The sequence below is a fragment of the Streptomyces sp. NPDC053048 genome (assembly GCF_044547045.1).
Taxonomy (GTDB): Bacteria; Actinomycetota; Actinomycetes; order Streptomycetales; family Streptomycetaceae; genus Streptomyces.
On record NZ_JBITZS010000008.1, the window covers coordinates 246665 to 260115 of the forward strand.

At 74.1% G+C, this 13451-nt stretch carries 13 protein-coding genes; 2 read left to right on the top strand and 11 right to left on the bottom strand.

Translation table 11 applies throughout. The annotated features are described in order from the left end of the window. Positions 1–47 precede the first annotated feature (47 nt). The 7 genes from pheT to infC form a co-directional block, all read right to left on the bottom strand. Positions 48–2558, bottom strand: a complete 2511-nt coding sequence (gene pheT, locus ACIG36_RS22795) for a phenylalanine--tRNA ligase subunit beta (protein WP_399930682.1) — start codon at positions 2556–2558, stop codon at positions 48–50. Further along, on the bottom strand, positions 2558–3682 hold the full coding sequence (pheS, locus tag ACIG36_RS22800; RefSeq protein ID WP_399930685.1) for a phenylalanine--tRNA ligase subunit alpha: 1125 nt from the start codon (positions 3680–3682) through the stop codon (positions 2558–2560). The genes pheT and pheS overlap by 1 nt, the downstream gene beginning before the upstream one ends. Positions 3683–3834: 152 nt before the next feature. Further along, positions 3835–4953: an ATP-binding protein gene (locus ACIG36_RS22805; protein WP_399930688.1), complete on the bottom strand. Its 1119-nt coding sequence runs from the start codon at positions 4951–4953 to the stop codon at positions 3835–3837. A gap of 37 nt (positions 4954–4990) precedes the next feature. Continuing rightward, entirely contained in the window at positions 4991–5824 is an 834-nt protein-coding gene (locus ACIG36_RS22810) for a TrmH family RNA methyltransferase (protein WP_399930691.1), read from the bottom strand. Between the two features lie 123 nt (positions 5825–5947). Then, the gene (gene rplT, locus ACIG36_RS22815; RefSeq protein ID WP_004944290.1) at positions 5948–6334 is read right to left on the bottom strand and encodes a 50S ribosomal protein L20; all 387 of its coding nucleotides are present in this window, start codon (positions 6332–6334) and stop codon (positions 5948–5950) included. A 97-nt stretch (positions 6335–6431) separates the two neighbouring features. Beyond that, entirely contained in the window at positions 6432–6626 is a 195-nt protein-coding gene (gene rpmI / locus ACIG36_RS22820; RefSeq protein WP_399930694.1) for a 50S ribosomal protein L35, read from the bottom strand. A 121-nt stretch (positions 6627–6747) separates the two neighbouring features. Beyond that, positions 6748–7386, bottom strand: a complete 639-nt coding sequence (gene infC / locus ACIG36_RS22825; protein WP_190064994.1) for a translation initiation factor IF-3 — start codon at positions 7384–7386, stop codon at positions 6748–6750. A 423-nt stretch (positions 7387–7809) separates the two neighbouring features. On the opposite strand from infC, the gene ACIG36_RS22830 reads away from it, so the two are divergent. Beyond that, positions 7810–8187 carry a DUF1844 domain-containing protein gene (locus tag ACIG36_RS22830; RefSeq protein ID WP_399930698.1) on the top strand — a complete coding sequence of 126 codons (378 nt, stop codon included), beginning with the start codon at positions 7810–7812 and terminating at the stop codon, positions 8185–8187. A 25-nt stretch (positions 8188–8212) separates the two neighbouring features. Here the strand turns inward: ACIG36_RS22830 and ACIG36_RS22835 are convergent, their stop codons facing one another. The 4 genes from ACIG36_RS22835 to ACIG36_RS22850 all read right to left on the bottom strand — a co-directional run bounded on the left by ACIG36_RS22835 (position 8213) and on the right by ACIG36_RS22850 (position 12075). Continuing rightward, positions 8213–9025, bottom strand: a complete 813-nt coding sequence (locus ACIG36_RS22835; RefSeq protein WP_399930701.1) for an MIP family channel protein — start codon at positions 9023–9025, stop codon at positions 8213–8215. A 100-nt stretch (positions 9026–9125) separates the two neighbouring features. Further along, on the bottom strand, positions 9126–9860 hold the full coding sequence (locus tag ACIG36_RS22840; RefSeq protein WP_399930703.1) for an SseB family protein: 735 nt from the start codon (positions 9858–9860) through the stop codon (positions 9126–9128). A 164-nt stretch (positions 9861–10024) separates the two neighbouring features. Beyond that, positions 10025–11233, bottom strand: a complete 1209-nt coding sequence (gene mycP / locus ACIG36_RS22845; RefSeq protein WP_399930706.1) for a type VII secretion-associated serine protease mycosin — start codon at positions 11231–11233, stop codon at positions 10025–10027. Continuing rightward, positions 11230–12075 (bottom strand): hypothetical protein, encoded by an 846-nt coding sequence (locus tag ACIG36_RS22850; protein WP_399930709.1) that lies wholly within the window; start codon positions 12073–12075, stop codon positions 11230–11232. The genes mycP and ACIG36_RS22850 overlap by 4 nt, the downstream gene beginning before the upstream one ends. Before the next feature lie 171 nt (positions 12076–12246). Here ACIG36_RS22850 and ACIG36_RS22855 point away from each other — a divergent pair, with 171 nt between their 5' ends. After that, positions 12247–13434, top strand: a complete 1188-nt coding sequence (locus ACIG36_RS22855; protein ID WP_399930712.1) for an amino acid deaminase/aldolase — start codon at positions 12247–12249, stop codon at positions 13432–13434. Positions 13435–13451: the final 17 nt, after the last annotated feature.

A 13451-nucleotide genomic window follows, 5' to 3' on the forward strand; every position in this document is an offset into this window, starting at 1 on the left:
CCGGGGCGCCCCTCGCAGGCGCTGACGGCGCGACGGCCGTGGTGGTGCTACGCGCCGCGCAGCACCGCACCCGTGTGCTCGACGGCCGAGCGGACCGCCGCGTCACGGGCCGCCGAGGCCTCCTCGGCGGTCAGGGTGCGGTCGTCGGCACGGAAGCGCAGCGCGTAGGCCAGCGACTTCCTGCCCTCGCCGAGCTGGGTGCCGGTGAAGACGTCGAACAGGCGCAGCGACTCCAGCAGCTCGCCGGCGCCGGCCCGCAGCGCGGCCTCGACGTCGGCCGCGGCGACCGAGGCGTCCACGACGAGCGCGACGTCCTGGGTGGCCACCGGGAAGGAGGACACGTGCGGGGCCTCGACGGCGCCGGTGCCCGCCTGCTCCAGGCGGTCCAGCTCGATCTCCATCGCGCAGGTGCGCTCCGGCAGGCCGAAGGCCTTGGTCACGCGCGGGTGGAGCTCACCGGCGTTGCCGACGAGCACCTCCTCGCCGTCGATCACGGCGAGCAGCGCGGCGCAGCGGCCGGGGTGGAACGGCGCCTGCTGGTCCTGGCGGACGATCAGCTCGACGCCGGCCTCGCGGGCCACCAGGCGACCCGCCTCGACGGCGTCCGCCCAGGTGGCCGGGCGGCCCTGGCCCCACCAGCCGGCCCGCTCGCGGGCCCCGGCGAGGACGACGGCTGCGCGGCGCGGCTGCCGGGGCAGCGCGGCGTCGAGGCCGGCGATCTCCTCGTCGGTGGGACGGCGGTCGACGGGCAGCCGGACGGGGGCGATCTCCTCGCCGGTCGGCCGGAAGACCAGGCCGGTCTCGAAGAGCGCCAGGTCGTGCTCGCCGCGGCTGTCGTTGCGGCGCAGGGCGGCGAACAGCCCCGGCAGCAGCGTGGTGCGCAGCAGCGGCTCGGCGTCGGAGAGCGGGTTGACCAGGCGCACGGCGGTGCGGCGCGGGTCGTCGGCCTCCAGGCCCAGGTGGTCCAGGGCCCACTCCCCGATGAAGGGGTAGTTCAGCGCCTCGACGTACCCGGCGCCGGCCAGGGCCCGGCCGGTGCGGCGGTGCAGGCGCTGGCGCGCGGTCAGACCGCGGCCGGCGGGCGGCTGCGGGAGGGTGGAGGGAAGGTTCTCGTAGCCCTCGAGCCGGATGACCTCCTCGGCGAGGTCGTTGGGGTCGGTGAGGTCCGGGCGCCAGCTGGGCACGGTGACGATCAGCTCGTCCTGCCCGTAGACGTCGCAGCCCACCTCCTGCAGGCGGCGCACGACGGTCTCGCGGCCGTACTCCACGCCCGCGACGCGGTCCGGGTGGTCGGCGCTGATGGAGATCGTGCGGGGGCCGCTGGGGGCGACCAGCTCGGTGACGCCGGCCTCGGCGGTACCGCCGGCCAGCAGCACCAGCAGGTCGACGGTGCGCTGGGCGGCCGCGGAGGCGGCCTGCGGGTCGACGCCGCGCTCGAAGCGCTTGGAGGCCTCCGAGGACAGCTTGTGGCGGCGCGCGGCGCGGGCGACGGCGACCGGGTCGAAGTGGGCGGCCTCGATGACGACCTCGGTGGTGCCCTGAGCGGCCGCGTGGTCCGCGATCTCGGTGTCGGCGCCGCCCATGACACCGGCGAGCCCGATGGGGCCGCGGTTGTCGGTGATGACCAGGTCCTCGGCGTCCAGGACGCGCTTGGTGCCGTCGAGGGTGGTGAGCTTCTCGCCGGCGTGGGCGCGGCGCACGCCGATCGTCCCGTCCAGGCGGGAGCGGTCGTAGGCGTGCAGCGGCTGGCCCAGCTCGAGCATCACGTAGTTGGTGATGTCCACGGCCAGCGAGACCGGGCGCATGCCCGCCTTCTGCAGGCGGCGCTGCAGCCAGATCGGGGAGCGCGCCTCGGGGTCGAGGCCGGTGACCGTGCGGGCGGTGAAGCGGTCGCAGCCGGTGGGGTCGGCGACGTGGACGGGGTAGCCGTAGCTGTTGGGCGCGGGCACGTCCAGCAGGGCCGGGTCGCGCAGCGGCAGGCCGTAGGCGGTGGCGGCCTCGCGGGCGATGCCGCGCATCGACAGGCAGTAGCCCCGGTCGGGGGTGACGGCGATGTCCAGGACCTCGTCGGCGAGCTGCAGCAGCTCGATGGCGTCGGTGCCGGGCTCGCACTCCTGCGGCAGCACGATGATGCCGTGCGTGCCGTCGTCGCCCATGCCCAGCTCCTCGCCGGAGCAGATCATGCCGTGCGAGACCTTGCCGTAGGTCTTGCGGGAGGCGATGGCGAAGTCGCCGGGCAGCACGGCGCCGGGCAGCACGACGACGACCTTGTCGCCGACGGAGAAGTTGCGGGCGCCGCAGACGATCTCCTGCGGCTGGCCGCTGCCGTTGGCGTCGCCGACGTCGACGGTGCAGAAGCGGATCGGCTTGCGGAAGCCCTCGAGCTCCTCGATGGTGAGGACCTTGCCGACGACCAGGGGGCCCTTGATGTCGGTGCCGAGCTGCTCGACGCGCTCGACCTCGAGACCGGCGGCGATGAGCTTGGCCTGTACGTCACGGCCGGTCTCGCCCGCCGGCAGGTCGACGTATTCCCGCAGCCAGGAAAGCGGGGCGCGCATCAGATCTCCATCCCGAACGGCCGGGTGAAGCGCACGTCACCCTCGACCATGTCTCGCATGTCCTCGACGTTGTGGCGGAACATCAGCATCCGTTCGATGCCGAACCCGAAGGCGAATCCGCTGTACTTCTCCGGGTCGATGCCCGCGGCGACCAGCACCCGGGGGTTGACCATGCCGCAGCCGCCCAGCTCGATCCAGCCCTCGCTGGAGCAGGTCCGGCAGGCCTTCTCGGGGTTGCCGACCGACTCGCCGCGGCAGACGTAGCACTCCATGTCCAGCTCGGCGGAGGGCTCGGTGAACGGGAAGTAGTTCGGGCGCAGCCGGGTGGTCAGGCCCTCGCCGAACAGCGAGCGCACCATGTGCTCGATGGTGCCCTTGAGGTCGGCCATGGTCAGGCCCTCGTCGATGGCGAGGAGCTCGACCTGGTGGAAGACCGGGGTGTGCGTGGCGTCCAGCTCGTCGGTGCGGTAGACGCGACCGGGGCAGACCACGTAGACGGGGGGCTCGCGGTCGAGCATCGAGCGGACCTGCACCGGGGAGGTGTGGGTGCGCAGCACGATGCCGGACTCGGCGGCCTTCTGGTCCGAGCCCTGGACGAAGAAGGTGTCCTGCATGGCGCGGGCCGGGTGGTCGGGCTCGAAGTTCAGGGCGTCGAAGTTGAACCACTCCGCCTCGACCTCGGGGCCCTCGGCGACCTCGTAGCCCATGGCCACGAAGACGTCCTCGATGCGCTCGCAGAGCGTGGTCAGCGGGTGCCGGGCGCCGGCGGGGATCCGGTCGTGGGGCAGGGTGACGTCGACCGCCTCCTCCACCAGGACGCGGGCGTCGCGCTCGGCCTCCAGCTCGGCCTGGCGGGCGGCCAGCGCCTTGTTCACGGCGCCGCGGGCCATGCCCACGCGCTTGCCGGCCTCGGCCTTGGCCTGCGGCGGAAGGGCACCGATCTCGCGGTTGGCCAGGGCCAGCGGGGAACGGTCGCCCATGTGGGCGGCCTTCGCCTCCCGCAGGGCGTCCAGGTCGGCGGCCGCGGCGAAGGCGGCGAGCGCCTCGTCCCGCATCCGCTCGATCTCTTGCGGTTTCAGTGCCTCGACCTCGACAGGGTCGTACGACTTATTCGGTGCCGACATCTCTTCCCGTGCTTCCGATTCGCTGGCTTCGCTTCGCTGCGCGGTATTCCGCCCGGCGACGTTCCCAGAGGCGGGCCAAAAGGTGGTGCCAAAGGTGCCAAAGGTCGAGTCTAAGGGGCGCGCTCCGTCCGGTGAGCCCGTGGGGCGCGGCTTCAGGCCTGGGTGAGGAAGGCCGGGGCGCCCACGGGCAGGGTAAACCGGAACTGGGCGCCGCCCCGGGCGGCCCGGCCCACGGTGATCGTTCCGCCGTGGGCCTCGATGATGCCCTTGACGATGTACAGGCCCAGGCCGGTGCCACCGCGCTTGCTGCCCCGCCAGAAACGGGTGAAGACGCGGGCCATCGACTCCTCCGGGATGCCGGGGCCCTCATCGCTCACGGTGACCGCCGTCCCCTCCGCGTGCGCCTTCGTCCGTGCTGGTGACACCTCTATGGTGACCGTTCCCTCGCCGTGGCGCACCGCGTTTTCCAGGAGGTTGCCCAGCACCTGGTCGATCTTGTCGGGGTCGGCCCACAGCGCGGGCAGCGACTCGGCGACCTTGATCTCGAACCGCTCGGGCCGCAGCCCGGCCCGGGTGTACGTCGCGACGTGCCGGCGCACGGCCGCGGCGATGTCCACCGGCTGCCGGCGCACCTCCAGACGGCCGGAGTCGATCCGGGAGATGTCCAGCAGCTCGGCGATCAGGCGCGTGACCCGGTCGGCGTCGGCGTCGACGGTCTCCAGCATCAGCCGTTTCTGGTCGTCGGTGAACCGCTCCCACTTGGCCAGCAGGGTGGCCGTGAAGCCCTTGACGGAGGTCAGCGGGGAGCGCAGCTCGTGGGCGACGGTGGCGATCAGCTCGGCGTGGCTGCGCTCGGTGCGGCGGCGCGCCTCGGTGCCGCGCAGCTGGACCACCACGCGCACCACGGGCCCGCCCGCCCGTTCGCGCACGTACCGGGCGGAGACCAGCACCTGCCGGCCGCCCGGCAGCAGCAGATTGCGCTCGGGCTGTCCGGTGCGGGTGGCCAGGCCCCCGTAGGGGTCGGTCAGGGACCACCAACGGCGGCCGTCCAGGTCCTCCAGCGGCAGGGCGGTCTCCAGCGCCCGGCCGACGGCGTCGGCGGGGCGGACGCCCGTGATGCGGGCGGCGGCGGTGTTGAAGCAGGTCACCCGGCCCGCCGCGTCGGCGACGACCAGGCCGTCGGGCAGTTCGTCGGGGTGCAGGGCGAAGCCCGGCGGGGAGGCCGCCGGGCAGGTGCCGGCCACGCTCCCGGAAGTTCTGACGTACTTCATCCGCACCCCCTCCCGAGCCCCCGGAGCGCCAACCCTACTAGCTGGAGGTCACGGAGCGGCACCCTCCGGACGCGCGCTGCGCACGAGCGGAGGCGTACAGGCACACGGCGGCGGCCGTGGCGAGGTTGAGGGACTCGGCCTTGCCGTGGATCGGCACGCGCACCACGGCGTCCGCGAGCGCCCGGGTCTCCTCCGGCAGGCCCCAGGCCTCGTTGCCGAAGACCCAGGCGGTCGGCCCGCCCATGGTGCCCTGGTCCAGCTCCGCGTCCAGGTCGCGGTCCCCGGCGCCGTCGGCGGCCACGATGCGCACCCCGGCGGCCTTGAGGCCCTCGACGGCCTGCTCGACGGGGACGCCCACGGCGACCGGCAGGTGGAAGAGCGAGCCGACGGAGGCGCGGACGGACTTGGGGTTGTACAGGTCGACCGAGGCGTCGGTGAGGACCACGGCGTCGGCGCCCGCGGCGTCCGCGCAGCGCAGGACGGTACCGGCGTTGCCGGGGTCGCGCACGTGCGCCAGGACGGCCACCAGCCGGGGCCGGGCGGCCAGGATCTCCTCGAAAGGGGTGTCCAGGAAGCGGCACAGGCCGACCAGGCCCTGCGGGGTGACGGTCTCCGACATCTCCGCGACGACCTCGTCGGTGGCGGTCAGTACCGGCACCCCGGCCTCGAGCGCGGCGGCGACGATGTCCGCGTGCCGCTCGGCGGCGTCGGGCGTCACATACAGCTCGATCAGGTGCCCGATGGCCTCGCGCACGGACTGCGGGCCCTCCGCCAGGAAGCGGCGCTCCTTGCCGCGGAAGCTGCGCTTGGCCAGTCGGCGGGCCGCGACGACACGGGGCGATCGCAGGGAGGTCAGCTCGGGGGCCGCCATGGGCTCACTTTCGGTTGCTGGGGGGTGCGCCGGTGTCCGGCGCCGGACGCAACCGGACCCGCAGGCCGTCAGGGCCTGCGGGTCCGGTCAGTGCCTAAGCGAACGATGCCTCGCGGCACCGGATCAGGCGGCAGCCTTCGGCGCGTTGACGTCGGCCGGCAGCGCCTTCTGCGCGACCTCGACGAGCGCGGCGAACGCGTTCATGTCGTTGACCGCGAGCTCGGCCAGGATCTTGCGGTCCACCTCGATGTTGGCGGCCTTCAGGCCCTGGATGAGGCGGTTGTAGGTCATGCCGTTCTGGCGGGCAGCGGCGTTGATGCGCTGGATCCACAGCTGACGGAAGTCGCCCTTGCGCTTCTTGCGGTCGTTGTAGTTGTAGACCAGGGAGTGGGTGACCTGCTCCTTGGCCTTGCGGTACAGACGCGACCGCTGGCCGCGGTAGCCGCTGGCCTGCTCGAGGATCGCCCGGCGCTTCTTGTGCGCGTTGACTGCGCGCTTGACGCGTGCCACTTGTTAACTCCTTGTAGCGGGGCCGTGGGTTCTCACACGACCCGAAATCGATAGGTCCCGGTCCGACGCGCGCCCCGTTCGCACGGGGCGCAGGGCGTCACTTGCCGAGAAGCTTCTTGATCTTCGCGGCGTCGCCCGGGGCCATCTCGGCGTTGCCGGTGAGGCGACGCGTCAGCTTGGACGACTTGTGCTCGAGCAGGTGGCGCTTGCCGGCACGCTCGCGCATGACCTTGCCGGAGCCAGTGATCTTGAAGCGCTTGCTGGCACCGGAGTGCGTCTTGTTCTTCGGCATGCGCCGTATCTCCTCGTCGGTGGCGCTCCCCGGCCCGGATCCGGGCACACGGGTAGCGTCAGCTGTGTTCGGTTGCTGTCCGGGGCGGATACCCCGGGGCGATCCGGGGCGCAGCCCTGGATCACGCCTCTGCGGGCTCCTCGGCGGCGTCCGCGGTGGATCCACCCTGGCGCTCCGCCTTGCGAGCGGCCTGCGCCTCGCGGGCTTCGGCCATCGCCTCGGTCTTCTTCTTGTGCGGACCGAGGACCATGATCATGTTGCGGCCGTCCTGCTTGGGGTTCGACTCGACGAAACCCAGCTCCTGGACGTCTTCCGCGAGGCGCTGCAGCAGTCGGTAGCCCAGCTCGGGCCGGGACTGCTCGCGACCACGGAACATGATCGTGATCTTGACCTTGTCGCCCTGCTTGAGGAACCGGACGACGTGACCCTTCTTGGTGTCGTAGTCGTGCGGGTCGATCTTCGGCCGGAGCTTCATCTCCTTGATGACCGTGTGCGCCTGGTTCTTGCGCGCCTCACGGGCCTTCATGGCCGACTCGTACTTGAACTTCCCGTAGTCCATGAGCTTGCAGACCGGCGGACGGGCGTTCGCCGCCACCTCGACCAGGTCGAGGTCGTATTCCTGCGCAAGCTCCAGTGCCTTGGCAAGCGGCACGATGCCGACCTGCTCGCCACTGGGACCGACAAGTCGCACCTCGGGGACTCGGATCCGGTCGTTGATGCGGGGCTCGGCGCTGATGGGGCCTCCTCGGTAGCACCACACGGCCGCCTGGCGGACAGCCGCGTAACGTCTGTTCGGTATGACCGCCGCGTCGCGCGAGACGCAAAAAACGCCCCGGACGGGTCACAGGCAGGGCTCCTCACACTCAGGGAGCACCGCCGCGGTGAACCGCGAGGCGCGATAGACAGCTTCCCATCGTCCGTACGGAACGATGGGTCCTGTCAGACCCGAGACCTTCCGACCGTGGGCCGGGGAGGTGGGAGATCGGAGCCTCCACTTGTGGGCCGGGCACACAGGTGTCCGGCCGGTCGCTCACCAGCATACCAGCGACCCGGCCCGACCCCCACCCGGGCGCGACCGGGCCGCTGTCCGGGCGCGGCCGGGCCCTCGGCCGGGTCCGCGGGGGCACGGCCTAGGCTGGGCACAGCGTTCCGGTGCGGAACAGGAAGAAACGGAAGAGCAACGATGAGCGACGCCACCCCCGAGGCCACCCCGGGCAACGACCGGGCCCCGGACTTCGACACCATGACGCGCGACATCGCGGACGTCCCCGCGGTCGAGGTGATCACCACGGTCGCGGTGCACCTGATGAGCGCCGCGGCGGTCAACCTGGGCCTGGCCGAGGAGGGCGACCAGCACAAGGACCTCGACGAGGCCAGGAAGCTGATCCACGCCCTGGCCGGTCTGGTCACCGCGAGCGCCACCGAGATCAGCAACTTCCACGCCGCGCCGCTGCGCGACGGCCTGAAGTCGCTGCAGCTCGCCTTCCGCGAGGCCTCCGTGGTCCCGGACGAGCCCGGCCAGGGGCCCGGCGAGAAGTTCACCGGGCCCGTCTACTCCTGACGCCCGGCAGGGCGGAGGATACGGGTCAGGCCGCGCCGGCCCGGCCCGGCTTCTCCGGCGGCGGGGGCAGCTTCTCGGGAGCGGCCCGGTCGTTCGCGACGATGGCCTCCCCGTGCCGCGGATGGGTGACCCGGTGCGCGTAGGCGGCCAGTGCGGCGCCGATCAGCGGGGCGACGATGAACAGCCACAGCTGGGACAGCGCCGGGCCGCCCGCGAAGAGGGCCGGGCCGATGCTGCGGGCCGGGTTGACGGACGTACCGGTCAGCGGCACGCCCACGATGTGGACCACGGCCAGGGCCAGGCCGATGGCCAGCCCGTCGAAGCCGACCACCGCCACCCGGTGCGTCACCGCGAGCACCACGAAGACCAGCAGGAAGGTCAGCACGACCTCGGCGAGGAACGCGCCGCCCGTGTTCAGGCGCACGGCCGAGCGGTCGGCGAAGCCGTTGCTGCCGAACGCCCCGTGGGTCTTGATGCCCGGCACCTGCTTGGCCAGCAGGAAGAGGATCGCCGCGCCGACGATGCCGCCGAGCAGCTGGGCGATCCAGTACTCGATCGCCGTGTGCAGGGTGATCCGGCGCTCCAGCAGCATCCCCAGCGTCACCGCCGGGTTGACGTGGCAGCCCGAGACCGGGCCCAGGGCGTACGCGAGGGCCAGAAGAGTGAAGCCGAAGGCCAGCGCGATGCCCAGGACACCGATGTAGTCGGCCGCCAGGACGACGGATCCGACGGCGAAGAAGACCAGCAGCAGGGTTCCGATGAATTCCGCGGCGATGGTCCTCGTCTTCACCGGGTCGAGGTTCTCGAGGGCCGGTTTCACGTTCTTCAGGGCGTCCATGGCGTCCTCCTGAGGATCGGTGGACTGTCCACGGCAATTGTCGGACGATCCACCGCGCCACGCCTGTCGGAGATCAGCGACCCGTCGGAGGACCGGCGGCTCAGCGGCTGAAGAGCGCCTCTCCCGGGACGTTCGTCTCCGCGGGCAGCAGGGCCAGGTCCAGCCCGCGCACCAGCCGGCCCCGCAGCACCTCGTCGGCCGCCAGCGCCTGGGCGACGCGCCCCACCACCTCGGGGGCCGCCGCCTCCGGCACCAGGGCCAGCGCCAGCGTGCCGTCGGCGTCCCGGGCCGGGGCCAGGTGCGCGCGCAGCACGCCGGGCTCGGCCGCCAGGACGGCGCGCAGCGCGTCCGCGACGGCCGGGTCGGCCAGCGGGTCGGCGCTGGTGCGCCCCTCGGCCAGCGCCCGCAGGGCGGCGCCGGTCAGCGGGTAGGTGACGGGCCCGGCCAGGTCCAGGACGATCGTGTCCGCCTTCTCGTGGGCGGCCGCCTGCAGCGCCTGGTGCAGGGGCACGGCCACGGGCCGGGCGTCCGCGCGCCAGCGGGCCAGCGACTCGGTGGAGGTGAACGCGGGCAGCGCCCGGCGCCCGTCGGGGGCCTGCAGCGTGGGCACGGCCATGTCGCTGGTCTTCTCGCGCTTGAGCCCGTCGGGCCCGGTCTCCACCTCACCCAGCACGGCCACCACCGGTACGAGCAGCCGCGCACCCGGCAGGGCCGCCAGCACCCGCCCCTCGGCGGCCGGATCGGTCGCCCAGGCGGCGAGCGCCTCGGTCAGTGCGACGTCGGCGGAGCCGTCGTCGTCGGAGAAACCGGGATCGGGAATGTTCTTGAGCGCCACGTGCCCGAGCCTATCCGGCGGGGACGCCGGGCCTTGGCGCCGGGCCTTGGGTCCTCAAGCGCCGGACGGGCTGATCTCAGCCCGTCCGGCGTTTGAGGACACCGCGCGCAGCGCGGTCCGGGGGTGGGGGGCTTGCCCCCACCACGCGGCGGAGCCGCACATTGTCACTGCGGGAAGGGGCGGGGTGGGGGAAGAACCCTCCGCCGCGCGCCACGCCACCGCAGCACCCCGGCCGCGACCAGCAGCCCGGCCCCGGCCCCACCGGCCGCGAGGGCCGGCACCCCCGGCACGTACCGCGCCCCGCCCGCCGGAGCCGCCCCCGGCCCGCCCCCGAAATAGCGAGGCGGCCTCACGCCCCCGGCCCGCGTCCCCACGTCGGCCCGCCGCGCAGCGGCCACCGCCGCCGCCGCATCCACCAGCCCGGCACCCACCTCGTCGCTCCGACCGCCCGGCGGCGTGTCGCGCGCGGTGCGCGCCAGCAGTTCGCGTACCTGGGCCGCGTTCAGGGCGGGGTCGGCCGCCCGGACCAGGGCGACCACGCCGGAGACGAACGCGGCGGCCGCGCTCGTGCCCCAGCCCTCGTAGTAGCGCCGGTCGGGATCGGCGATCACGACGTCGACGCCGGGCCCGCTGACCGTCGCGTACCACCGGCGCGTGGAGAACGCCGCCCGCGTCCCGTACCGGTCGACGGCCGTCACCGCGATCACGCCGGGGTAGGCGGCCGGGTAGGAGACGTGGTCGCCGTTCTCGCCGCCGTTGCCGGCCGAGGCGACGACGACGGCGCCCTTGCTCAGCGCGTACTGCACGGCGGCGTCCTCGCGGGGCTCGGGGTGCGCGGTGTCGCTGTCGTCCCCCAGGGACAGGTTGATCACGTCGGCGCCGTGGTCGGCGGCCCAGCGGATCCCGTCGGCGAGGGCGCTGCCGCGCGCCCCGCGGGCCTTGGCGCGTGCCGGGTCGCCGTCCTCGAGGATCACCCGCACCGGCAGGACGGAGGCCTCCGGCGCGACGCCCATGACGCCGTCGGCGTCGCCCGGCCCGTGCCCGCGCCCGGCGATGATCCCGGCCATGGCGGTGCCGTGCCGGGCCCAGGACCGCTCGCCCCGCGCGGCGCCGAAGCCGATCAGGTCCTTGCCCGGCAGCACCCGGCCGCGCAGGTCGGGGTGGCCGTCGTCGACGCCGGTGTCGAGCACCGCGACGGTGACGCCGGCGCCCTTGGTCGTCCGCCAGGCCTCCTCGGCGTGCAGTGCCTCCAGGGCCCATTCCTGCGCCCTGATGCCGTCGGCCCGCGCGGCCGGGGCCGACGCCAGCACCGTGAGGGCGAGGGTGCCGGAGAGCAGGCCCAGCAGGCGCGGGCGCGGCCGTCGCGCCGTCACCGGCCGTCCTCCCGTGCCGTCTTGCGCGAGGCGTCGCGGAAGATGCGTTCCACTTCTTCCGCGAGTGCCCGCGCGTCGTGGCCGAGGCCCGCCTGGGCCGGGACGGTGCTCGCGCCGGGGGCCACCGCGCGGGCGGCGGGCTGGGGCGTGGTGCCGGTGCGGGCGTCGGCGAAGCCGGTGACGGAGTAGACGACGACCGGAATGTCCGTCAGGACGTCGATGTGCCAGCTGGCGCGCTGCGCGTCGCCGAAGCGTGCGGCGACGGTGCCGGGGGGCGCGTAGGGGCGGGGCATCAGGTCGGCGCGCTCGTCGAGGCGTTCGCGGGCGAAGCGCTCGCGCAGGGCCCGCATGCCCCGCGCGTCGGTGTCCGTGACGAGCAGTCCGACGGTGGTCACGCTCGAGGAGGTGACGTCGGCGTAGGTGGCCCGCAGCAGGCGCTTGCAGCCGGCGGGGGCCAGGGCCCGGTCGAGCGGGGGGTCGAAGGCGTCGGCGCAGCCGGCGTCGGGGGCGACTCCGAGGCGGGTCCAGTCGCGGCGGGCGCCGCCGGGGCCCGCCGCGTCGCTGTGTATGCCGCGGGGGAAGAGCTCGTCGACGGGCACCTCGCGCCAGAGGGTGCCCCCGCGCTCGTACGCCGCCTCCGCGGCCGAGCGCTCGGGCGTGCCGCCCGTCAGCCAAGTCCCGGCCACGGACCCTGCTATGAGCCCCAGTCCGGCGAACAGGCAGACGGCGGCCGCCACGCCCGGCCGACGGGCGGTCCGCCCCACGGTGGGCGGCGTTTCCGGCGGCGGGGGCGCGTACCGGGGAGCGGCGGGCGGCGCCATGGCATCCGCGTCGGTGCTCACGCTCTGCGCTCCCCCTCGCGAGCCGGCTCGGCGAACCGCCTCATGTCGGACATCGGCCGCGGCCCGAAGAGCCCGGCGTGCGCGCCACTTTACGGTGCGTGGCACGGCGGGTGCCATTCGCCCGCGCCCAGCCACTGTCCAGCGCAATCGGGCTCTGGCAAGCTGCCCTCCATGCCCTCCGACCGAGTGCGCTACGACCGGGCCACCGCCCATCTGCAGGCCCCGCTGGCGGTGGTCGACCTGCAGGCGTTCGACGCCAACGCCGACGACCTGGTGCGCCGGGCGCGCGGCAAGCCGGTACGGGTGGCCAGCAAGTCGGTGCGCTGCCGGGCGCTGTTGGAGCGGGTGCTGGCGCGGGACGGCTTCGCGGGGGTGATGAGCTACACGCTCGCCGAGTCGCTGTGGCTGGCGCGTTCGGGGGTGGCGGACGTGCTGCTGGCCTACCCCTCGGCGGACCGGGCGGGCTTCGCCGAGCTGACATCGGACGCGAAGCTGGCGGCCGCGGTCACGGTGACGGTGGACGACCCGGCCCAGCTGGCGCTGATCGACGCGGCGCGCGCGGGGCGCGAAGAGGTCCGGGTGTGCCTGGAGTTGGACGTCTCGCTGCGGCTGCTGGGCGGACGGGTGCGGATCGGGGCGTTACGGTCGCCGGTCGGCGAACCCGGGCGGCTGGCGGAGCTGGCCCGCGCCATCGACCGGCGGCCCGGCTTCCGGCTGGTGGGCCTGATGGCCTACGAGGCCCATGTGGCGGGCGTGGGTGACGCCCCCTCGGGCCGGCCCCTGCGGGCGCGGGCGATCCGCCTGATGCAGTCCGCCGCCCGCGACCGGCTGCGGGCCCTGCGGGCCGAGGCGGTGCGAGCGGTACGGGAGGTGGCGGACCTGGAGTTCGTCAACGGCGGCGGCACCGGCAGCGTGCAGCACACGGCCGCCGAGCCCGCGGTGACGGAGGTCGCGGCCGGTTCGGGGCTCTACGTACCGCGGCTGTTCGACGACTACACCAGCTTCCGGGGCCGCCCGGCGGCGCTGTTCGCGCTGCCGGTGGTGCGGCGGCCGGGGGTGGGCGTGGTGACGGTGCTCGGCGGCGGCTACCCCGCCTCCGGCGCGCCCGGCCCGGACCGGCTGCCGGTGCCCCATCTCCCGGCGGGGCTGCGCCTGGCGCCCCGGGAAGGCGCGGGCGAGGTGCAGACGCCGCTGCTGGGTCAGCCGGCCGACGATCTGCTGATCGGCGACAAGGTGTGGTTCCGGCACGCGAAGGCGGGCGAGCTGTGCGAGCGCTTCCCGGCGCTGCACCTCGTCGATGGCGACCGCGTCGTCGACACGGTCGCCACCTACCGGGGCGAGGGTCACGCGTTCCTGTGAGGGCGCGGCTTCCTGTG

Bases quoted from the DNA above. Each gene is read 5' to 3' on its own strand.
- ACIG36_RS22835 (WP_399930701.1), bottom strand. From the start codon at position 9,025: ATGGACGCCCTGAAGAACGTGAAACCGGCCCTCGAGAACCTCGACCCG.
- ACIG36_RS22830 (WP_399930698.1), top strand. From the start codon at position 7,810: ATGAGCGACGCCACCCCCGAGGCCACCCCGGGCAACGACCGGGCCCCG.
- ACIG36_RS22805 (WP_399930688.1), bottom strand. From the start codon at position 4,953: ATGAAGTACGTCAGAACTTCCGGGAGCGTGGCCGGCACCTGCCCGGCG.
- pheS (WP_399930685.1), bottom strand. From the start codon at position 3,682: ATGTCGGCACCGAATAAGTCGTACGACCCTGTCGAGGTCGAGGCACTG.
- ACIG36_RS22810 (WP_399930691.1), bottom strand. From the start codon at position 5,824: ATGGCGGCCCCCGAGCTGACCTCCCTGCGATCGCCCCGTGTCGTCGCG.
- rpmI (WP_399930694.1), bottom strand. From the start codon at position 6,626: ATGCCGAAGAACAAGACGCACTCCGGTGCCAGCAAGCGCTTCAAGATC.
- pheT (WP_399930682.1), bottom strand. From the start codon at position 2,558: ATGCGCGCCCCGCTTTCCTGGCTGCGGGAATACGTCGACCTGCCGGCG.
- ACIG36_RS22855 (WP_399930712.1), top strand. From the start codon at position 12,247: ATGCCCTCCGACCGAGTGCGCTACGACCGGGCCACCGCCCATCTGCAG.